Origin of the sequence: Candidimonas nitroreducens, from assembly GCF_002209565.1 — a bacterium.
Taxonomy (GTDB): domain Bacteria; phylum Pseudomonadota; class Gammaproteobacteria; order Burkholderiales; family Burkholderiaceae_B; genus Candidimonas; species Candidimonas nitroreducens.
In genome coordinates, this window is the sequence record NZ_NJIH01000003.1 from 339,112 (window position 1) to 359,118 (window position 20,007).

Here is a 20,007-nt window from a genome sequence, read left to right on the forward strand (position 1 = left end):
CGTCGCGTGCGTCGCCAGGCCACGGCTCGGCCCTTAAATCCAGGCCCTGCTCCCAGGCATCATGGCCACCCAAGCCCGCGTGCCGGGTCTTCCGCAAAACCCCGGCCGGTGGCACTATATACAGGTGTTTGCGGGCGATGCGCACCAGATCGGGCTAGCGCAAGGCGTGGCCTGCGCATGAAGCCGGCAGGCGCCAGCCACGGCGCCGGCGCGCCGCAAGCTCCTTATATGATTTTCGTGATAATCCTTATAAAAGGTATGGAATGGACCGCTACGCCGCGATACGCAGCTTCGTGCTGGTGGCCGAAAAGGGCAGCTTCGCCGCCGCTGCGCTGGCCGAGGGCGTGACCCCGGTCGTCATGGGCCGGCGCCTCAGTGCGCTGGAGCGCCAGCTGGGCGTGCAGCTGCTGCACCGCTCTACCCGCGGCCTGGCGCTGACCGAGCTGGGCGAGCGCTACCTGGAAAGCTGCCAGCAGCTGATCCGCGACTTCTCGGCCGCCGAAGAAGATGTGCGCAGCGGCGGCGGTGCCGTGCGCGGCCACCTGGTGGTCTCGGCCCCGGCCGCCTTCGGCCGGCGCCACATCGCCCCGCACGCGCCGGCGTTCCGCGCCAGCCATCCGGGCCTGCGGCTGTCTTTCAATTTCACCGACAGCGTGGTCGACGTGGTGCGCGAAGGCTACGACATGGCCGTGCGCATCGGCGAAGTCCGCGACCCCAACTACGTCGCCGCCAAGCTGTTTCCGAATCGCCGCGTGGTCTGCGGCACGCCTGCCTATTTCGAGCTGCACGGCGTGCCGCGCGTGCCTGAAGACCTGGCGCGCCACAACTGCCTGGCCTTCAATCTACAAGGCGGCCAGCAGCGCGGCTGGATTTTCACGCGCGACGGCCGCCCCTTTGCCGTGCGCGTCGACGGCGACCTGGCCTGCAACGACGGCGAACTGCTGTACAACTGGGTCAAGCAAGGCTTGGGCGTGGGCTGGCGCTCTACCTGGGAGATCCAGGCCGAACTCAAGCGCGGCGAACTCATCACCGTACTCGACGAATTCGCCCTGCCCGGCTACGACATCCAGGCCGTCTACCCCCAGCAGCGCTACCTGCCCGCCAAGGTGCGGCGCTTCATCGACTACCTGCGCGAAATCTACCGCCGCCCAGGTTATTGGGATGGCGAATCCGCTGGAACGCCGGCTGTGTCACCTTGAGGGAGGATCGGACATTTGTCCGGCGGACTGGCCTGGCAAAACGCCAAGATCCTCAGCTCTCGGAAGACGTTATGAAGGCAAAATGAAGAATTGTTGCGATCGCCGTCGAGGCAGCTTGGCCTTCAAGACGCAGTTCGTGAGAATGCAATGGTCTACAAGCTCGTCCAATGTGTTCAGTGAGTGGATGTCATGGATATGTACAAGATTCTGGAAACGCCGGATTTCGTTGGCAGTGCAGGCGCGGTGTGCGGCCTGCAGCAGGCCATTTTTTTGTAGACCCTGTGGATTGTCCGGGTGGATAAGTGCCAGCAGGGCTTCTATTCTGGAGACCTTGTCTCGCAAGTGCTCGAGTGCGTCCGCTTCAGTGTGCACGCCATATCGCTTCCAGGCTGGTTCGTGATGGAACAGGCGGTTGCGGAAGTGGCGCAGTGTCGCGACCAGATTGCGGGCATGGCCGAGCACGGTACTTGCCCGGGGTGCAGGCCATGGCCCTCGGAATACCGACGGCATATGTTTGGGCCAGATGAGGCCGCGTCCCATGAATTCCGCGTCCAGAAGGAATTCCCAGGTGGACAACTCCGTTTTTGCCAGCACTCCATCATGGTTGGGGGCGATATGGCCCTGAGTCCGGTGCCGGCTGCGGATTTCGTCAATATATTTGCGCGTAGCCTTGATGAAATTACCTCGGAGTGCTTGAACCGTACGGGGTGTTGCAGCTTCGTGGGTGTACGAGCGATGCCGTAACCGGGTGCCCGACCACCAAAATGTGCCTAGCTCGGCGACCAGCGCTTGATCAATAGCGTTGCGCAGGGTGATCTCTGCCATGTGTATCAAAGGATACAGTGCCCCGCAGACATGGGTGTTCCAAAGATATACGCCTATCAGTTCAATATCGTTGGCCGGCCGGAATACGTTCTGGTAGCTGCTGAGGCGTTTGCTGCTGATGAGAGTTTTCGGCAGTATTGGGTTGTGTTGCGGGGGTGGAAGCATAATGTGGAAGGTTTCCTATGCCTGGCAGGTCAGCCATTGACGCCGAAGAATACGGGCGGCTACAATTTCCAGGAAGGTTGGTGACGGCTTCCAATGGGCGCAAGCCTACGACCCGTCATGTAATACCTGACTTCACCCCGGCCCAGAGCCGGGGATTTCATTTTTCAAGTATGCGTCAGTGAGTCGTGCGGCGGAGAGCTGCATGGCGAATTCGGCATATGGGGAAACTCCCCTGCCTGGCGCAGCGGGAGTCGGGATGCTTGCGGTACGGGGCGGAAGTCGCGCCGCTCGAGTCCCGCTCAAGCCCCGCCCAGCGCCGCCTGTACTTCGGGCTTGGTTATCAACCCGGTTCGTTCCAGCTGCACCACGTCGCAGTTCTCGCCCGGTCCGTCGCGGTCTATGACCAGGAAATCCGATACGTCGTCCAGCGCCATCAGCGGATGGTGCCAGACGCCGGCCGCGTAGTTCACGCCCTGGCTGCCGCGGCAGGCGTATACCCGGATGTCTTCCAGGCGCGGCGCGGGGCCGGCGGGGGCCACGGCCACCAGGTAGGGGCGGCCGGACAGCGGCACGAATGCCTGGCTGGCGCGCGGATGGCGCTCCATCATGCTGATCTCGAACGGCAGCGCCCGCGGCAGTCCGCGGAAAATCGATACGATCGCGCGGCCTTCCGCGCCCGGGTCGATGCGCGCCAGGTCGTGGTAGCGCTCGGTATTGCCCTCGTTGATCGAGAAATGCCGCGCCGCGGCTTCCGTCTCGATCACGTCGCCGAACGGCGCGAAGGATTCGCGTTCCAGCGCCTGTACCGTCAGCACAGCAGCCTTCATCATAGAAGCCTCTATCCCAGCAGCCTTCGGCACAGACGCATCCGACCCTGAAGCTTCCAACGCGCAACCATCAGGTATCGAAGCTTCCAACGCAGAATCATCCGGTGCCGAAGCCTTCAACGCAGAAGCATCCGGCACCGAAGCTTTCGACACAGAGCTCGTCATTGCGCGGCCTCCTGGCCGAAACGCGCCTGCAGCCGCAGGCGCGCGATCTTGCCGATTTCGCGCAGGCAGGTGCGCAGTTCGGTATCGCGATCGTGTTGCAGGCGCGCTTCCATGGCCGCCATGATCTGGTAGCGATCCAGCCCCTTGACCGCGATTACGAAGGGAAAGCCGTGGCGCTCGCGGTAGGCCGCGTTCAGGCCGCGCAGGCGCTGCAGTTCTTCGGCGCTGCACTGATCCAGACCCGCGCCGCGCTGTTCCTGCGTGGAGTTTTGCGTCAGCGTGCCGCGGGCCGCTTCCTTGCCCGCCAGTTCCGGGTGGGCGGCGATCAGCGCCAGCTGGCGTTGCGGCCCCGCGGCGTCCACCGCTGCGACCATGGCCGCATGCAGCGCCGCTACGTCGGCGTAGGGCCGGGCCTGCCAGGCCTGTTCCGCGATCCAGGGAGAATGCTCGAAGATGTCTCCCAGGCAGGCCGTGAATTCAGCTTGCGGCATGTCGGACAGGTCGTCCAGCGTCAGGGTGGGGCTAGCGGTAGGCGTCATGTTGCGTGGCAGTGTAGTTTGCCGGGCATGCGGCCCGGCTGCGCTGTTTCGGGCAGTGTAAGGCGTGCGCGGGCCGCGGGATAGTGCGTGGTTTTTATAGGGAATATATGCGGGAATGTATGAAGTAATGAAATGGATCCGCAGATTGCTTGCCTGCGGCCGGTGACCCCATGCATCGGGCAGACACTTTCCGCGGCTCGGCCAGGAAAAGAGCCGAAGGACAAAGCGCCGCGCGAGGGCCAGGCTCTCCGCGAAATTGACCATAGAGCCTGGGCGTATTACGATAACCAAAAACGTAATACTTTCACCATGGAGGTGCGCCATGACAGATGCCACCACCCTGACATCCAAGGGGCAGGTAACCGTTCCCCGGGAGATACGACAGCGCATGGGGCTGGAGCCCGGCGACAAGATGACCTTCTCCCTGCTCAGCGATGGAACCCTGGTAGTGCGCCCTAAATTGCGGCGCGTGACAGACTTGGCTGGGCTGCTGCATAAGCCAGGCAGGGCCCCGGTGCTGCTCGAGGATATGACGGTTGATTTGTCGGCCGATGACATCGCCTCATGAGCATCGCCCTAGACACGAACGTGCTCGTCCGGCTTTTGACTCGCGACGATGAAGCCCAGTGCGCGGCAGCGGTTCGCATCGTGCAGGCTGCTGCGACAGAGGGCGCACCGGCCCTGATTTCATCGGGTGTGCTGCTCGAGACGGAGTGGGTGCTGCGCAGCCGCTACAAGCTTTTACCGGCGGAGATCCGGCGGGCCTTCAATGCGATTCTGGAGACGCATGAGCTCATCGTGCAAGAGCCTGCTGTTCTGGAGGAAGCTCTCGAGCTATGGCGCAACGTGCCTGGCGCCGACTTCGCCGATTGCATGCATGTTGCCAATGCAGTTCAGCATGTACGTACCCTGGCCACTTTCGATCAAGCTGCAGCCCGGCTGCCGGGCGCGGCAATCATTTCCCTTTGAGCAGATATGGGGCCTATTCACACTAAGAGGGGTTACTCCTTTGTCTTTGTTGGTGTGAACGAGCCCTAGTCCAAATTCGGTGCAAATGTTTTACCGAATTTTCACGGTGTACCCAATGCCGCGCCTTTAAAGGCGCGGCGGGTGTAAACATCTGAACCAAGAACGCCCTAGTCCGCAAGGGGTTATGCTGCGCCCGGGTTCCGCTGCGGGTTCAGATGGCCCAGCCGCCCAGGTAGAACACCGCCAGCGCTGCGGCGATGCCGACGGTGCCGAGGTTCAGGCGGCGCCATTCGCCGGCGGCGATGCGGCCTATTACCAGGGTGCAGAAGCCCAGCATGATGCCCGTGACGATATTGCAGCTGAGCACGATGAACACCGCGCAGGCCAGGCCCGACATGGCGTCCACCATGTCTTCCATGTCCAGCCGGCGCAGGCTGCCCAGCATCAGCAGGCCCACGTACATCAGTGCGGGCGCCGTGGCGTAGGCGGGCACCAGTCCGGCCAGCGGCGAGACGAAGATCAGCGCCAGGAACAGCACGCCGACCACTGCCGAGGCCAGGCCGGTCTTGGCGCCGGCCGCGACCCCGGCCGCCGATTCGATGTAGGCCGCTGCGGGGGCGCCGCCGAACAGCGACGAGAAGATCGAGCTGACCGAGTCCGCGGTCAGGGCGCGGCCGCCGTTGATGATGCGGCCCTGCTCGTCGAGCTGCCCGGCCTGGCCGGCCACGGCGCGTATCGTGCCGGTGGCGTCGAACACCGCCGTCATCACCAGCGCCAGCACGCTGGGGATCACCGCCGCCGACAGCGCGCCCTTCAGATCCATGGCGCCGATCAGCGAGGCGTGGCCCGGCGCCGCCAGCGAGGGCAGGGCGAAGATGCCGTGGAACTTCACGTGCGGATCGAAGGCCAGGCCGAAGGCCGACAAGGCCAGGATGACGATCAGTATGCTGCCCGGCACGCGGCGCCGTTCCAGGCCGAAGATGGCCGCCAGGCCTACCACCGAGGCCAGGGCCGGCAGCGCGTTCAGGTGGCCCAGCGCCACCGGCAGGCCCGGCCCGGGGTTCTTGACGATCAGCCCCACGCCGTTGGAGGCGATCAGCAGCAGGAACAGGCCTATGCCCACGCCCGTGCCGTGCGCCACGCCGGCCGGCAGGTTGCGCAATATCCACGAGCGCACGCCGGTGACGGAAATCGCCGTGAACACCAGGCCCATCAGGAATATGGCCCCCAGCACCACGGGCGGCGCCATGCCCTTGCCCAGCGCCAGGTCGAAGGCGGTGAAGGCCGTCAGGGATATGGCACAGCCGATCGCGATCGGCAGGTTGGCCCACAGCCCCATCAGCAGCGAGCCGAAGGCCGTGGTCAGGCATACGGCGATGAATACCGCCGAAGTGTCGAAGCCGGCCTTGCCGTACATCGAGGGTACGACGAACACCGAGTACACCATTGCGAGGAAGGTCGTGAGCCCCGCCAGGGTTTCCTGGCGCAGCGAAGAGCCGCGCGCGCCGATGCCGAAATAAGCTTCCAGGCGCCGGCGCAGCCCGGGCGGTGCGGCCGCGACGCCTGCTGCGGGGGTAAGTATGTATTCTTGGTCTGCCATTTCTTCTAGCTCCTTTATCAGCGTGCTGAAACGGGCGCCTGGGCCGCGTCATCAGGTATGCTCGTGCCGTCCTTTCGAGTGACGGCTGGCCTGGTCTGTGTAGTCCATGTCGTTGCGGGCGTCGGCATGCCGCGGGCCTTGTCGGGTGCCGCGGCATGCCGGCGTTTCTGACGCGTAGGGAATGAGTCTGGCGTCCCTGTTTGCCCGGCTCTCGAGCCAGTCGGACAGGGCACTAATGCGGGAGACTGCGCCGCCCGTGCTTCACGGGCGTGGCGCCTGCCCGTATGCCTGCGCCTTGAATAGGGCTGGCGTGCCGGGAATGGCCGCTGCGCCGCCGCGGGTAAGCGGCATGGCCGGGCCTGGGGCCGCCCCCGATCATGGGGCCGCCGTTTGCATCTTTGCCGTTACGGCGAAGGCGCCGTGTGTCTCCTCGCGTTTTTCGGCAGCCGGCAAGCCGGCTGCGGCTTTCTCTGCCGGATCGCGTTTCTTGCGAGGCCATTCTATCGGCGCATGCCGCGATCCTGCGTATGCCCGAGATGATGATGACTATCCATCTGTGGTGATAATGGCCGCACCCGCTTGCGGCGCGCTTTCCGTCAGGCCCAGCGCAACCTCGGCGACCAGGCGGCGCAGCCAGGTTACCTCGGGCGCGTGATGGGTGCGTTCGTGCCAGAGCTGGTAGAAGCGCATGGGGGGGAACTCGACGGGGGCGGGCAGCACGCGCACCGGCAGGTGGCGCGCATAGTGCTGCGCGAACTGGCGGCCGGTGGTGAACACCAGGTCGGTGGACATCAGTATGTAGGGTACCAGCCCGAAATACGGGATGGTCATGTGGATGTTGCGATGCAGGCCGCGCTCGGCCAGCTGGCCGTCTATGAAGCTGCTGCGTTCGGACACGTAGGGCGTGGGCGCCAGGTGGCGCAGTTCCAGGTAGTGCCTGAGCGAGATGCCGCGTTCGGCCAGCGGGTGCTGGGCGCCCAGCATGCACACCACCTCGTCGTCGAACAGGCGCGATATGTGCAGCTGCGGCGGCGGCTCCAGCCAGTTGCCGATGACTACGTCGAGATCGCCGTTTTCCAGCGCCGCCTGGTAGTCGTAGTCGGCGTTGATGGGCTGCACGGTCAGCCGGGCCTGCGGCGCCAGGCGGCACAGCGCCTCGGCGATATTGGGCAGGAACAGCGCGTCGAGATAATCGGGTGCGCCCAGCCGGAAGCTGCGCGTGGAGGTGTGCGGGTCGAACTCGCCGGCCGGCCGGGTGATGCGGTCTATGGCCTGCAGCGCCTCGCCGGCATAGGCCAGCAGCTCGCGGGCGCGTTCGGTGGCCACCATGCCGGCCTTGCCGCGCACCAGCAGCACGTCGCCCGTGATGTCGCGCAGCCGGCGCAGTGAATTGCTGACTGCGGGCTGCGACAGGCCCAGCTTCATGGCCGTGCGCGAAACGCTCTGCTCGGTCAGCAGCACGTGCAGCACGCGCAGCAGGGAGGTCTCCAGGAGTTCGCGTTGTCGTTCCATCGGGCTTATTATGGTGTGCAGGCGCGGCGTTTGTCCACGGCGGGCGTACGGCGCGGGTGGGTAAATAGGCTTGCGGTAGGCTTGCGGCGTTGCGGCGGGCTCCCTTTATCAGGGAAATCCCGAGGCCGGCGTGGCCCGCCCCGTTCCCCCTGGCCGGCGGTGATACGCACCATCACGGGCCGTGAATGCCGCCGGCAGTCTTGCGATGCTATCTTCAATCCGCTGCGTCGGACAGCCCCCGCAACCTCGGGCGGCCGCCTGTCCGGAGCGCAGGATCCTCGACGAAGAAGGGCAGGCCATGGAGACGCAGAATATCCGCTTTTATCATCGCGGCAAGGTGCAGGAAATCGGCGGCAGCGCCGCGACCCGCACTGTGCTGCAGTACCTGCGCGAAGACGCGCACTGCACCGGTACCAAAGAAGGCTGCGCCGAGGGTGATTGCGGCGCCTGTACCGTGGTGGTGGGCGAGCTCGATGCCCATGGCGCGGTGCAGCTGCGCGCCGTCAATGCCTGCATCCAGTTCCTGCCCACGCTCGACGGCAAGGCGCTGTACAGCGTCGAAGACCTGCGCCAGCCCGACGGCTCGCTGCATCCGGTGCAGCAGGCGCTGGTCGATTGCCACGGCTCGCAATGCGGCTTCTGTACGCCGGGCTTCGTGATGTCGCTGTGGGGCATGTACCTGGATCACCAGCCCGGCGACCCCATACCCGCGCGTGCGCAGATCGACGACGTGCTGTCGGGCAACCTGTGCCGCTGCACCGGCTATCGCCCCATCGTCGACGCCGCCCAGGCCATGTTCGACCTGCCCGCGGTGCCGTTCGACCGCGCGGCGCTGGCCGCGCAGCTGCGCGCGCTGCAGCGTGGCGACACCTTCACCTATCAATGCGGCGAGCAGGCCTTCCATGCCCCGCGTACGCTGGACGAACTGGCGCGGCTGCGCCTCGAGCACCCCGATGCGCGCATGCTGGCCGGCAGCACCGACGTGGGCTTGTGGGTCACCAAGCAGATGCGCGACCTGCCCGAACTCATTTATATCGGCCAGGTGGCCGAACTGCGCGAGATCCGTGCAGACGCCGGCTGGCTCTACATCGGCGCCGGCGCGCTGCTGAACGACGCCTACGGCGCGCTGTCCGCGCGCTACCCTGAACTGGCCGAACTGCACCGGCGCTTTGCCTCTTACCCCATCCGCAATGCCGGCACGCTGGGCGGCAATGTGGCCAATGGCTCGCCCATCGGCGATTCCGCGCCGGCCCTGATCGCCCTGGGCGCGCGCATCGTGCTGCGCTGCGGCGAACGCGAGCGCGACATGCCGCTGGAAGATTTCTACCTGGCCTACCAGAAAAACGCCCTGGAGCGCGGCGAATTCGTGCAGGGCCTGCGCGTGCCGCTGCCCCACGACGGCCAGCGCTTCCGCACCTACAAGCTGTCCAAGCGCTACGACCAGGACATTTCCGCCGTGTGCGCGGCCTTTGCCGTGACGCTGCAGGACGGCAAGGTGCAGCAGGCGCGCATCGCCTTCGGCGGCATGGCGGCCACCTCCAAGCGCGCCGCGGCGGCCGAACAGGCCCTGGCCGGCCGCGACTGGGACGAAGCCGCCGCGCGACTGGCCATGCAGGCCCTGGCGCAGGACTACAGCCCCTTGTCGGACATGCGCGCCAGCAGCGCCTACCGGGTCGCGGCGGCGCAGAATCTGCTGTACCGCTTTTATCTCGAGACCCGCCCGCAGGACGCGCTGGCCGAGGACGCAGTGAACGTCTATGCCGCCGTTGCGGCAGCGTAAGGAGAGGCCACCATGAACAAACAGGTCGAAGCCTTCATGGCGCCGCCGGCGGCCGCCGCCGGCCAGGCGGCGGGCAAGCCGCTGCCGCACGAGTCGGCCGCCCTGCACGTCAGCGGTGAAGCCACCTACACCGACGACATCACCGAACTGCAGGGCACCCTGCACTGTGCGCTGGGCATGTCGCAAAAGGCCCATGCGCGGGTGCTGGACATGAACCTGGACGCCGTGCGCGCCGCGCCCGGCGTGGTGGCGGTGCTGACCGCGGCCGACATCCCGGGCGAGAACAACTGCGGCCCGGTGCTGCACGACGATCCCTTGCTGGCCGACGGCCTGGTGCAGTACCTGGGCCAGCCGCTGTTCGCGGTGGTGGCCGACAGCCACGACGCGGCGCGGCGCGCCGCGCGGCTGGCGCAGGTGCAGTACGAAGAACTGCCGGCGATACTCACCCCGCAAGAAGCCAAGGCGCAGAACGCCGCGCTGCTGCCGCCCATGCGCATGCGCCGAGGCGATGCCGACGCCGCGCTGCAGCGCGCGCCGCACCGCATCACCGGCACCTTCGAATGCAACGGCCAGGAACAGTTCTACCTGGAAGGGCAGATTTCCTATGCCGTGCCCAAAGAGGCCGACGGCATACATGTCTGGTGCTCGACCCAGCATCCCAGCGAGATGCAGATGCTGGTGGCGCATGCCCTGGGCTGGCACTCGCACCAGGTGCTGGTGGAATGCCGCCGCATGGGCGGCGGCTTCGGCGGCAAGGAATCGCAGTCGGCGCTGCCGGCCTGCATCGCCGCGCTGTGCGCCACGCGCCTGCGCCGCCCCGTCAAGCTGCGCCTGGATCGCGACGATGACTTCATGATCACCGGCAAGCGCCACGGCTTCTATTACGAATACGACCTGGGCTACGACGACGAGGGGCGCATCGTCGGCGTGCGCCTGGACATGACCCTGCGTTGCGGCTTCTCGGCCGACCTGTCCGAGGCGGTGGCCACGCGCGCGGTATGCCACTTCGACAACGCCTATTTCGTGCCGGACATCGACGTTGCCGCCCTATGCGGCAAGACGCATACCCAGTCCAATACGGCATTCCGCGGCTTCGGCGGCCCGCAGGGCGCGCTGATGATGGAAGTGCTGATGGACATGATCGCCCGCCGGCTGGGGCGCGACCCGCTGGACGTGCGGCGCGCCAACTTCTACGGCATCGGCGAACGCAACACCACGCCCTACGGCCAGATGGTGGTGGACAACGTGCTGCATCCCCTGGTCGCCGAACTCGAGGCCAGCAGCGCCTACCGCGAGCGGCGCGAGGCGGTGCGCGCCTTCAACCGCGCCAGCCCGGTGCTGCGCAAGGGCCTGGCCCTGACCCCGGTGAAATTCGGCATTTCCTTCAACGTGCCGGCCTTCAACCAGGCCGGCGCGCTGGTGCATGTATACCGCGACGGCTCGGTGCTGGTGAACCACGGCGGCACCGAGATGGGCCAGGGCCTGAACACCAAGGTGGCGCAGATGGTCGCCGCCGAGTTCGGCCTGGGGCTGGGCCTGGGCCAAGTGCGTGCCACCGCCACCGACACCAGCAAGATCGCCAATACCTCGGCCACTGCGGCCTCCACGGGTTCCGACTTGAACGGCAAGGCCGGCCAGGACGCGGCGCGCAGGATCCGCCGGCGCCTGGCGAAGTTCGCGGCCGAGCGCTGGGGCGGCACGCCCGACGCGGTGCTGTTCGCCGACGGCATGGTCAGCGTCAATGGCGTGACCAAGCCTTTCGCCGAAGTGGTGGACGCGGCCTACTGGTCGCAGGTGCAGCTCTGGTCCGAAGGCTTCTACGCCACGCCGGGCATACGCTGGGACAAGGCCACCATGACCGGCAAGCCCTTTTATTACTATGCCTATGGCGCGGCCGTGTCCGAAGTCGTGGTCGACACGCTGACCGGCGAATGGAAGCTGCTGCGCGCCGACCTGCTGCACGACGTCGGCCAGTCCATCAACCCGGCCATAGACGTGGGCCAGGTCGAGGGCGGTTTCGTGCAGGGCATGGGCTGGCTGACCACCGAAGAGCTGTGCTGGAACGACCAGGGCCGCCTGACCACGCACGCGCCGTCCACCTACAAGATCCCCGCCGTCAGCGATTGCCCGGCCGATTTCCGCGTCAAGCTGTTCCGCAACCGCAATGTCAAGGACACGGTGCATCGTTCCAAGGCGGTGGGCGAGCCGCCCCTGCTGCTGGGCTTCAGCGTCTACAACGCCATTCGCGATGCGGTGGCCAGCGTCGGCGGCTACCGCCGCGAGCCGCAGCTGAACGCGCCGGCCACGCCCGAGGCGATACTGGCCGCGGTCATGCAGCTGCGCATGCAGGAACAGGACGCCAGCCATGCATGACTGGATCGCACAGGCCTGCCGCCTGCTGGAAGCGGGCGTACCCACCGTGCTGGTGACCGTGGCGCGCGCCGAGGGCTCGACGCCGCGCGAGGCCGGCGCGCGCCTGCTCGTCAGCGCCGAGGGGCTGTGGCAGACCATAGGCGGCGGCCACCTGGAATGGCGCGCCACCGGCATTGCGCGGCAGATGCTGCTGCGCCGCGACGGCCCGCAGGCCGCGCGCCTGGAGCGCCTGCCGCTGGGCCCAGCGCTCGGCCAGTGCTGCGGCGGCGCCGCCACCCTGGCCTTCGAGCCCCTGGATCGCGCCGACCTCGATTGGCTGCGCCGGCTCGACGCCGATCTGCGCGCCGGCCGGGCGTGCCGGCGCAGCAGTTTTTTTTCTTCTGCGCCGCAACGCAAAGAACGGCCCGTCGCAAGGCCCCGGCCCGATGCGGTGGGTGCGGTAGAGCAGACTGGTGCGGCAGAGGCGGCCGGGGCAGCCGGGGTGGCAGGGGTCAAGCCAGCAGGGATCAAGCCATTTTCCGCCGCCTTGCTCCAGGAAAGAATCATCTCCCCCGGCAGGCCGCAGGCCGGCGCGGGCGCCGCGGCGGCGCGGCCGTCTGGCGGCGCTGCCATGCCGGCGCTTGCCGCCCCGCGCGTCATGGTCGAACCGGCATCGTCCGGCGCGGACTCGCGCGACGCCTGCGAGCTGGTATGTGCGCACGACGGCAGCGCCGTCATGTCCGAAACCCTGGCGCCGGTCGACTTCCACATCGTGCTGTTCGGCGCCGGGCACGTGGCCCAGGCGCTGGTGCGCCTGCTGGGCACGCTGCCCTGCACCGTGCAATGGGTCGACGAACGCGACACCCTCTTCCCTGACCAGGTGCCGGACAACGTCGAGATCGAGGCCACCGACACGCCCGAGGCCGTGATCGAAGAAGCGCCGGCCGGCAGTTATTTCCTGGTCATGACCCATAGCCACGCGCTGGATCAGCACTTGTGCCAGCACATCTTCCGCCGCGACGACTACGCGTACTTCGGCCTGATAGGCTCGCGCACCAAGCATCGCCAGTTCGAGCGCCGCCTGCGCGAGCGCGGCGTATCGGCCGAGCGCTACGCCACCATGACCTGCCCCATAGGCGTGGCGGGCATCACCGGCAAGTCCCCCGCGGTCATCGCGGTGGCCGTCGCCGCCCAGCTGCTGCAAGTGCGCGAGCGCCGCGAGCAAGAGAAAATTTCCGTCCAGGCCGATGCCGCCCTGGCGCTGCATGCCTGCTCGCACTGAGGGGTGCAATACTGCCGCCGTGCCCTTATTCCATTTCCAAATCAATCGTGAACGCGAAAGCGAAGCGCAGACAGTACACCTAGTACGGCAAGCGAAGCTGACCACGAGCCAGAGCGCGAGCCCGCCCTTTGGGGCGGGGACGAGCGAGGCCTGGTTCATTTCGGCGCCGTAGGCGCCCCCGAATAGTGGCGGAGAGTCTCCGGCCGAGAGGCCGGAACTCTTCACAAAGTGCACGGTTGATTTGGAAATGGAATTACGTGTTTTATGGGCTGTGCCTGGCAGGATCGGGCAGCTGGAACACTGGCGGGCAGCACGGCCCTGCCGCAACAGAACCACGGGGGCTTGCCATAGCGCGGCTTGCCATTGCGTTGTAGGAACAGGCCCTGCATGTTGAACAAGGAAAATGGATTGATGGATGCCAAGCAAGGAGCCGGGCTGCCGGCATCGCCGGACGGCCCCTGCGCCTATCGCGCGCGCATGCTGTACTTTAAAGCTGCGCCCTGTGTGGAAGGGGCAGGCGTCGCCACGCCGGCCACTGCTGCGTTCGGTGCCGCTGCATCGCGCGCCACGGCTTCATCCGCGGGCGCCTGGACGGAGACTGCCAATGAGGCCGTAGCCTACCTGGACGACGGCCTGATGATCGTCGACCAGGGCCGCATCGTACGCATCGGCGACTACGCGGCGCTGGCTGCCGAGCTGGACGCGGGCGTGCACCTGACGGACTGGCGCGGCCGGCTGATCGTGCCCGGCTTCATCGACACGCACATTCACTACCCGCAGACCGACATGATCGCCTCGCCCGCGCCAGGCCTGCTGCCCTGGCTCGAGAATTACACCTTTCCGACTGAGCGGCGCTTCGAGAACCCGGAATACGCGGCCGAGGTCGCGAGCTTCTTCCTTGACGAGCTGCAGCGTTGCGGCACCACCACGGCGCTGGTGTATTGCACCGTGCATCCCGGCTCGGCCCAGGCCTTCTTCGCCGAAAGCCATGCACGCAACCTGCGCATGGTGGCCGGCAAGGTCATGATGGATCGCAACTGCCCGGAATTCCTGCGCGACACCGCCGAGTCGGGCGCGCGCGACAGCGAGGAACTGCTGCGCCGCTGGCACGGCACCGGGCGCCAGCTGTATGCGCTGACGCCGCGCTTCGCGCCCACTTCCAGCGCCGCGCAGCTGGGTGCCTGCGGCGAGCTGGCGCGCGCCTACCCGGACGTGTTCATCCAGAGCCACGTCGCCGAGAACCGCGACGAAGTACGCTGGGCGCACGAGCTGTTTCCGGGGCGCCGCAGCTATCTCGACATCTACGACCACTACGGCTTGCTGCGCCCGCGCTCGGTCTACGGGCACTGCATCTGGCTGGACGAGGCCGACCGGCTGCGCATGCGCGACGCCGGCGCGCTGGCCGCGCACTGCCCGACCTCCAACCAGTTCCTGGGCAGCGGCCTGTTCGACTACGCCGCAGCGCGCGGCGCCGGCATGCCCACCGCCCTGGCTACCGACGTGGGTGGCGGCTCGTCGTTCTCGATGCTGCAAACCATGAATGAAGCGCACAAGGTGGCGCGGCTTTCCGGCCACCACCTGAGCGCGCTCGAGATGTTCTACCTGGCCACTGCCGGGGCCGCGCAGGCCCTGGGTTTGCAGGACAGCATCGGCACGCTGGCCGCAGGTGCCGAGGCCGATTTCATCGTGCTCGACCCGCGCGCCACTGCGCTGCTGGCGCGGCGCACCGCCGGCGCCAATTCGCTGGAAGAACTGCTGTTCGCCTTTGCCATGCTGGGCGACGACCGCGCCGTGGCCGCCACCTATGCCGCGGGCCGCCTGCTGCACCGCCGTCCCGACAATTGCTGAGCCCGCAGGACGTGGCGCCGCCTGTTCCGTGCAAAATCGCGTGCGTGGGCTCGTGTAACGTTGCGCGCCGCGCCGTGTCGATACGCGCGGCCGTGCGCGGCTGCGGGCTGGCATGTCCTGGGCGGCGTACTCCGTACGCCGGGGCTACACAGACCTTGATATCCTCTTTATGATACGTACAGCGGATCCGCAGCCCGGGGCGCCGCGCGTCAGGAGAACCACGCCCGGGCTCTACGGAGGCGCGATGTCGGCCCGGCGCAGCGACGAATTGCTCGATACCTATTTACTGAAGGTGTTCAGCCTGCTGGTGGCCGAGCGCAGCGTCTCGCGCGTCGCGCTCAAGCTGAACCAGTCGCAGCCGGCCGTCAGCGTGGCACTGAAGCGCCTGCGCGAGATCTTCGGCGACCCGCTGCTGGTGCGCGAGAAGGGCGGCATGGTGCCTACCGAAAAAGCGCTGTCGCTGCTGCCGCACGCACGCGGCGCCCTGGCCGAAGTTGAACAGATGCTGGTGCAGCCCGAGGCCTTCGACCCGCACTCCAGCCGCCACGATTTCCGCATCGGCTCGCCCGATTATCTTGCGCCCTTGTTCATGGGCAGCGTCTCGGCGCGGCTGCGCCGCCAGGCGCCGCACGCGCGCCTGAGCATGCATGCGCTGGGCCCCGACTTCGATTTCGAACGCTCGCTGGCCGAGGGCGAGCTGGACGTGGTCATCGGCAATTGGCCCGAGCCGCCCGACCGCATGCATTTGTCGGTGCTGCTGGAAGACGAGATCGTCTGCCTGGTGGCCGCCGATCACCCCCTGGCCGCCAAGGGCCTGGGCCTGGACGACTACCGGCGCGCGGTGCACGTGGTGCCCATGCCGTATTCGGTCAGCCAGCGCGGCGTGATCGACGCCGTGCTGGCCGCCAATCGCATCGAGCGCGACGAGCGCGTGGTGGTGCAGTCGTTCAATCTCGCCCCTTACCTGCTGCCCGGCACCGACCTGGTGTTCACCACTTCGCGGCACTTCGCCGCCTTCTATGCGCGGCTGCTGCCGCTGGCCATCGTGGCATCGCCCGTCGCCTTTCCGCCCATGCGCTTCTACCAGCTGTGGCACCAGCGCAGCCATCATGCGCCGGCGCAGCGCTGGCTGCGCGGCCTGCTGGGCGAGTGCGGCCGCCGCCTGCAGCCCGCCCAGCCCTGAGGCCGGGCCCCAGCGCGTCTCGTGCGCAGAGTGGGTGGAGGGTGGGCGGGGTATCGGCCCACTGCAGTACGGCCGGCACGCATGGCCGGCGCGGTGCCCGTGGTGCCACCGGGCGGAGCTACGTCAATCGGCCAGCCGGCCCCAGATGCGCACGCGGCTGATGCCGCCGTCGGGGTACATATTGACCCGCACGTGGGTCACGGCGCCGATGCTTTGCACCGCGCCGCCCTCGAAGAAATGCTGGTGATCCATCTGCATCTTCTGCTCGCCCAGCAGTTCCGGCCAGAACATGGCCTGCGTGACCAGCGACTCGTCGGTGCTGGCCTCGACGCGCGCCGCCTGCACCGATACCCGGTCGGGATAATTGCCCTTGAAATAAGCGGTGTCGATCTCGATCTTCTGAACCAGGGCGGCGTGGCCCAGTTCGATGATGCACCAGTCGTAGCCCGGTTCGCGGCGGCGCCGCGTTTCCCAGCCGTCGCCCATGTTCACGCCGCGCCCCGGCATGATCAGCCGGAACGGCACGCCGAAATGCGCGTCGTTGTAGGCCGCGATGCGCCCGCCATTGGCCAGCGCCGAGACCTCGTGCAGGGCCTGCGGATCGCGCGCCGCCCAGTCGCAGGCCGGCTGCCCGTAGACGCGCAGGCGCGCCACGCCGCCGTCGGGGTAGATGTCCAGCCGCAGGTGCGTCCAGACCCGGTCGTCGCCCGCGATTTCCACGTAGTGGTGGGCATTGCCCTGCAGCGGGCGCGGCGCCACGATCTCCGTCCAGGCCGTGGAGTCGTCGGGCTCGCCCTCGCAGCGGCAGGCGTGCACCGACGCGGCGGGCGGGAAGTTGCCGGTGAAGTGGCTGGTGTCTATGTCCAGGCCGCGGATGGCGCCGGGCAGGCCCAGGCGCACGATGGCCTGGTCGTGGCCGCCGTTGCGGCGCCGCCGCGTTTCCCAGCCGTCCATCCACTTGCCGTGCTCGTCGAACTTGCCGACGATGAATACCGGCTCGGACGCCTGCAGCATGCGCTGGGCGCTGGCGAAGAACTCGTCCGAGCACGACAGCACTTTCGCGCCGAAGTCGGCGCTGGCCAGGTTGGCGTGGCGGGTAGCGTAAGGCGGTGGCTCGCTGTGCGGCGCGTTGACGATGGTGCCGTCGGGCAGGGCGGGCTTGGACATGGTGGTCGTGTCTCCAGAAAACGGGTTGATGCTTTGTTGCAGTCGGTGTTGCGGCTTCGCAGCCGGATCGGCAATGGCATTGGGGTATTGCGTTGCCCCGCCTTGCCGTTTCGATTGCAGGCTCGTGTGGATGGAAGATATTGCTATCGGTGCCGGCGGCGGCCTTCAGGCCCGGGCGCCTGCCTGCGGCGCCTGCCAGGGATGGCGCTCGGCCCAGTGGCGGGCGATCGCGGCGCGGGTGGCGATCCATACGCCGTCGTGGGCCTGTACATGGTCGAGGAAGCGCTGCAGGGCCTTGAAGCGGCCCGGCCGCCCCACCAGCCGGCAATGCAGGCCCACGGACATCATGCGCGGCGCCTGCGCGCCTTCTTCGTAGAGCACGTCGAAGGCGTCCTTCAGGTACTGGTAGAACTGCTCGCCGCTATTGAAGCCTTGCGGCGAGGCGAAGCGCATGTCGTTGGTGTCCAGCGTATACGGCACCATGAGCTGCGGCCGCGTGCTGCCGTCGCTTAAATGCACTTCGCTCCAGAAGGGCAGGTCGTCGCCGTAATAGTCCGAGTCGTACAGGAAGCCGCCTTCCTCGGCCACCAGGCGCAGCGTGTTGGGGCTGTCGCGCCCGGTGTACCAGCCTTCCGGGTGGCGGCCGATCAGTTCCGTGACGATTTCCACGCAGCGGCGCATATGCTCGCGTTCCACTTCTTCGGCCACCGACTGGTAGTGGATCCAGCGGTAGCCGTGGCAGGCGATCTCGTGGCCGAGTTCCACGAAGGCGCGCGCCGTCTCGGGGTTGCGCTGCAGCGCCATGCCGATGGCGAATATGGTCAGCGGCAGGCCGCGCCGCTCGAATTCGCGCAGCACCCGCCACACGCCGGCGCGCGAGCCGTATTCGTAGATGGACTCTATGGACATGTGCCGCGCCGGGTAGGACTCGGCGCCGACGATCTCGGACAAGAACTGTTCCGAGCCGGCGTCGCCGTGCAGCACGCAGTTCTCGCCGCCCTCTTCGAAATTCAATACGAATTGCACGGCGATGCGCGCCTTGCCGGGCCAGTTGGCCTGCGGTGGGTTGCGGCCGTATCCGGCCAGGTCGCGCGGGTAGTTCTGTTCTGGCATTTGCTGGGGCTCCGATCTGTTGAGGCCGCAGATCAGCCTGTCGCGCCATGCCGGCGCGGGGCGGGTCTGGTGTGCTTGGTTTTGTGGTCTGGGGTTGGCCGTGTCTGCTGTGTCTGTAGGTGTATGTGTATGTTCTGTATATGGGATGCCTGCACGGGGTGCCGGGCGCCGGCCTGGCCCTCAGCGCTTGACGCTGAAGGCCAGCCAGGGATCGGCCGCCGGCGCCTTGTCGGGTTCGCCCATGCGCTCTTCACAATCTTGCAGGTGATGCTGCATGGCCGACTTGGCGCCGGCGGCATCGCCCTGGGCCAGCTTGTCGAGTATGTCCTGGTGCTCGAAGTACGAGCAGGCGCTTTGGCCCGGCGTGTCGTAATAGGCGATGATCAGCGAGGTACGGGCGCACAGGCTGTGCAAGATATCGGTCAGCACCTCGTTGTCCAGCAGCTGCGCCAGTTCTACATGGAAGGCATTGGACAGGCGGATCCAGCTGATGCGGTCGCCGCACTCGAATGCCTGGCGTTCGCGGCCCACCATGGCGTACAGGGGTTCCAGGCGCTGCGCCAGGTCGGGCAGCGCCAGCAGCATGTCGACCACGGTGCATTCCAGGGCGCGGCGCATGGCGAACACATCGCGCGTTTCTTTGGCCTGCGGCTGCCAGACGAAAGCGCCGCGGTTCGGTTCGATCAGCACGATCTTGTCGTGCGCCAGCTGCCCCAGCGCCGCGCGCACCGTGGCGCGCGTGCAGTCGAACACCGAGCACAGCGTGGCCTCGGTCAGCTTGGCGCCGGGCAGCAGGCGGCGATCCATCACGGCATCGAAAATGTCGTCGTAGACGCGGTCGACCTCGGTTCTGGCGCCGGCATGCGCATGGCGCAGCGACGAGGCCCGCGGCGCCTGCAGGTCTTGGGACACATCCCGGCTAGCGTTCAGACTGAGCATGAGAAAAAACCTTGAACGAAGTATTGACAATTATTGGGGATGCGCCCAGAATCGTCAACATAAATTGTAAATAATAATTGGTGATCGGAAAAATATTTCTTTTCCCGCTCATTTCCCAGGGCCCGGCGGCGGCCGGCACCTGGCACATATCGACAGGAGGAGCCCGATGGGCAAGCTTTCCACTCATGTCCTGGACACCATGCATGGCGTGCCCGCCCAGGGCGTGCGCATCGACCTATATCTGGTGCAGGACGGCCAGCGCCAGCTGCTGGGGCATGCCGTCACCAACCATGACGGCCGCTGCGACCAGCCCCTGCTGCAGGGCGCGGACTTCACCCGCGGCGTTTACGAGCTGGTCTTCCATGCCGGCGATTACTTCGCCGCCCGCGGCGTACAGGCCGCCGAACCGCGCTTCGTCGACGAGGTGGCGCTGCGCTTCGGCGTGGCCGACCCCGGCCAGAACTACCACGTGCCGCTGCTGGTAACCCCCTGGACCTGGTCCACCTACCGCGGCAGCTAAGACGCAGTGGCGGCCGCGGCAA

The 20,007-nt window shown here is 66.9% G+C and carries 17 protein-coding genes; 9 read left to right on the forward strand and 8 right to left on the reverse strand.

What is annotated here, in order from left to right:
• Positions 1-263 precede the first annotated feature (263 nt).
• Positions 264-1,199, forward strand: a complete 936-nt coding sequence (locus CEY11_RS05250; protein ID WP_088602304.1) for a LysR family transcriptional regulator — start codon at positions 264-266, stop codon at positions 1,197-1,199.
• Positions 1,200-1,268: 69 nt separating this feature from the next.
• On the opposite strand, the gene CEY11_RS05255 is transcribed toward CEY11_RS05250, so the two are convergent.
• The 3 genes from CEY11_RS05255 to uraD all read right to left on the reverse strand — a co-directional run bounded on the left by CEY11_RS05255 (position 1,269) and on the right by uraD (position 3,720).
• Positions 1,269-2,189: a CAAX protease gene (locus CEY11_RS05255; RefSeq protein WP_088602305.1), complete on the reverse strand. Its 921-nt coding sequence runs from the start codon at positions 2,187-2,189 to the stop codon at positions 1,269-1,271.
• A gap of 299 nt (positions 2,190-2,488) precedes the next feature.
• Positions 2,489-3,016, reverse strand: coding sequence for an ureidoglycolate lyase (locus tag CEY11_RS05260; protein WP_088602733.1), 528 nt, complete (start codon positions 3,014-3,016; stop codon positions 2,489-2,491).
• Positions 3,017-3,177: 161 nt separating this feature from the next.
• On the reverse strand, positions 3,178-3,720 hold the full coding sequence (gene uraD, locus CEY11_RS05265; protein ID WP_088602306.1) for a 2-oxo-4-hydroxy-4-carboxy-5-ureidoimidazoline decarboxylase: 543 nt from the start codon (positions 3,718-3,720) through the stop codon (positions 3,178-3,180).
• 322 nt (positions 3,721-4,042) lie between these two features.
• Here uraD and CEY11_RS05270 point away from each other — a divergent pair, with 322 nt between their 5' ends.
• Both CEY11_RS05270 and CEY11_RS05275 read left to right on the forward strand, forming a co-directional pair.
• Positions 4,043-4,288, forward strand: a complete 246-nt coding sequence (locus CEY11_RS05270; protein WP_088602307.1) for an AbrB/MazE/SpoVT family DNA-binding domain-containing protein — start codon at positions 4,043-4,045, stop codon at positions 4,286-4,288.
• Complete coding sequence (locus CEY11_RS05275; RefSeq protein ID WP_088602308.1) at positions 4,285-4,689, forward strand: PIN domain-containing protein; 405 nt, start codon at positions 4,285-4,287, stop codon at positions 4,687-4,689. The genes CEY11_RS05270 and CEY11_RS05275 overlap by 4 nt, the downstream gene beginning before the upstream one ends.
• Positions 4,690-4,900: 211 nt before the next feature.
• Here CEY11_RS05275 and CEY11_RS05280 read toward each other — a convergent pair whose 3' ends face one another.
• Positions 4,901-6,289, reverse strand: a complete 1,389-nt coding sequence (locus tag CEY11_RS05280) for an NCS2 family permease (RefSeq protein WP_088602309.1) — start codon at positions 6,287-6,289, stop codon at positions 4,901-4,903.
• Between the two features lie 546 nt (positions 6,290-6,835).
• Positions 6,836-7,801, reverse strand: a complete 966-nt coding sequence (locus CEY11_RS05285; RefSeq protein ID WP_088602310.1) for a LysR substrate-binding domain-containing protein — start codon at positions 7,799-7,801, stop codon at positions 6,836-6,838.
• 298 nt (positions 7,802-8,099) lie between these two features.
• Here CEY11_RS05285 and xdhA point away from each other — a divergent pair, with 298 nt between their 5' ends.
• From xdhA to CEY11_RS05315, 5 genes are all read left to right on the forward strand, one after another.
• Positions 8,100-9,581: a xanthine dehydrogenase small subunit gene (gene xdhA / locus CEY11_RS05290; RefSeq protein ID WP_088602311.1), complete on the forward strand. Its 1,482-nt coding sequence runs from the start codon at positions 8,100-8,102 to the stop codon at positions 9,579-9,581.
• A 12-nt stretch (positions 9,582-9,593) separates the two neighbouring features.
• Positions 9,594-11,954, forward strand: coding sequence for a xanthine dehydrogenase molybdopterin binding subunit (gene xdhB / locus CEY11_RS05295; RefSeq protein ID WP_088602312.1), 2,361 nt, complete (start codon positions 9,594-9,596; stop codon positions 11,952-11,954).
• Positions 11,947-13,215 (forward strand): xanthine dehydrogenase accessory protein XdhC, encoded by a 1,269-nt coding sequence (gene xdhC / locus CEY11_RS25655; RefSeq protein ID WP_233154726.1) that lies wholly within the window; start codon positions 11,947-11,949, stop codon positions 13,213-13,215. The genes xdhB and xdhC overlap by 8 nt, the downstream gene beginning before the upstream one ends.
• A gap of 477 nt (positions 13,216-13,692) precedes the next feature.
• The gene (gene guaD, locus CEY11_RS05310) at positions 13,693-15,063 is read left to right on the forward strand and encodes a guanine deaminase (RefSeq protein ID WP_088602735.1); all 1,371 of its coding nucleotides are present in this window, start codon (positions 13,693-13,695) and stop codon (positions 15,061-15,063) included.
• Between the two features lie 244 nt (positions 15,064-15,307).
• The gene (locus tag CEY11_RS05315; RefSeq protein WP_088602313.1) at positions 15,308-16,246 is read left to right on the forward strand and encodes a LysR family transcriptional regulator; all 939 of its coding nucleotides are present in this window, start codon (positions 15,308-15,310) and stop codon (positions 16,244-16,246) included.
• Positions 16,247-16,369: 123 nt separating this feature from the next.
• Here the strand turns inward: CEY11_RS05315 and alc are convergent, their stop codons facing one another.
• The 3 genes from alc to CEY11_RS05330 all read right to left on the reverse strand — a co-directional run bounded on the left by alc (position 16,370) and on the right by CEY11_RS05330 (position 19,465).
• Positions 16,370-17,413 carry an allantoicase gene (gene alc / locus CEY11_RS05320; RefSeq protein ID WP_088602314.1) on the reverse strand — a complete coding sequence of 348 codons (1,044 nt, stop codon included), beginning with the start codon at positions 17,411-17,413 and terminating at the stop codon, positions 16,370-16,372.
• A 165-nt stretch (positions 17,414-17,578) separates the two neighbouring features.
• Positions 17,579-18,526: an allantoinase PuuE gene (gene puuE / locus CEY11_RS05325; protein WP_088602315.1), complete on the reverse strand. Its 948-nt coding sequence runs from the start codon at positions 18,524-18,526 to the stop codon at positions 17,579-17,581.
• Between the two features lie 180 nt (positions 18,527-18,706).
• Complete coding sequence (locus CEY11_RS05330) at positions 18,707-19,465, reverse strand: GntR family transcriptional regulator (RefSeq protein ID WP_088602316.1); 759 nt, start codon at positions 19,463-19,465, stop codon at positions 18,707-18,709.
• Between the two features lie 166 nt (positions 19,466-19,631).
• Between CEY11_RS05330 and uraH the strand changes: the two genes are divergently transcribed.
• Complete coding sequence (gene uraH, locus CEY11_RS05335) at positions 19,632-19,985, forward strand: hydroxyisourate hydrolase (RefSeq protein WP_088602317.1); 354 nt, start codon at positions 19,632-19,634, stop codon at positions 19,983-19,985.
• Positions 19,986-20,007 lie beyond the last annotated feature (22 nt).

Bases quoted from the DNA above. Each gene is read 5' to 3' on its own strand.
- guaD (WP_088602735.1), top strand. From the start codon at position 13,693: ATGCTGTACTTTAAAGCTGCGCCCTGTGTGGAAGGGGCAGGCGTCGCC.
- CEY11_RS05315 (WP_088602313.1), top strand. From the start codon at position 15,308: ATGTCGGCCCGGCGCAGCGACGAATTGCTCGATACCTATTTACTGAAG.
- xdhA (WP_088602311.1), top strand. From the start codon at position 8,100: ATGGAGACGCAGAATATCCGCTTTTATCATCGCGGCAAGGTGCAGGAA.
- uraD (WP_088602306.1), bottom strand. From the start codon at position 3,720: ATGACGCCTACCGCTAGCCCCACCCTGACGCTGGACGACCTGTCCGAC.
- CEY11_RS05270 (WP_088602307.1), top strand. From the start codon at position 4,043: ATGACAGATGCCACCACCCTGACATCCAAGGGGCAGGTAACCGTTCCC.
- CEY11_RS05255 (WP_088602305.1), bottom strand. From the start codon at position 2,189: ATGCTTCCACCCCCGCAACACAACCCAATACTGCCGAAAACTCTCATC.
- xdhB (WP_088602312.1), top strand. From the start codon at position 9,594: ATGAACAAACAGGTCGAAGCCTTCATGGCGCCGCCGGCGGCCGCCGCC.
- CEY11_RS05285 (WP_088602310.1), bottom strand. From the start codon at position 7,801: ATGGAACGACAACGCGAACTCCTGGAGACCTCCCTGCTGCGCGTGCTG.
- CEY11_RS05280 (WP_088602309.1), bottom strand. From the start codon at position 6,289: ATGGCAGACCAAGAATACATACTTACCCCCGCAGCAGGCGTCGCGGCC.
- CEY11_RS05275 (WP_088602308.1), top strand. From the start codon at position 4,285: ATGAGCATCGCCCTAGACACGAACGTGCTCGTCCGGCTTTTGACTCGC.
- xdhC (WP_233154726.1), top strand. From the start codon at position 11,947: ATGCATGACTGGATCGCACAGGCCTGCCGCCTGCTGGAAGCGGGCGTA.
- puuE (WP_088602315.1), bottom strand. From the start codon at position 18,526: ATGCCAGAACAGAACTACCCGCGCGACCTGGCCGGATACGGCCGCAAC.
- uraH (WP_088602317.1), top strand. From the start codon at position 19,632: ATGGGCAAGCTTTCCACTCATGTCCTGGACACCATGCATGGCGTGCCC.
- CEY11_RS05330 (WP_088602316.1), bottom strand. From the start codon at position 19,465: ATGCTCAGTCTGAACGCTAGCCGGGATGTGTCCCAAGACCTGCAGGCG.
- alc (WP_088602314.1), bottom strand. From the start codon at position 17,413: ATGTCCAAGCCCGCCCTGCCCGACGGCACCATCGTCAACGCGCCGCAC.
- CEY11_RS05260 (WP_088602733.1), bottom strand. From the start codon at position 3,016: ATGAAGGCTGCTGTGCTGACGGTACAGGCGCTGGAACGCGAATCCTTC.
- CEY11_RS05250 (WP_088602304.1), top strand. From the start codon at position 264: ATGGACCGCTACGCCGCGATACGCAGCTTCGTGCTGGTGGCCGAAAAG.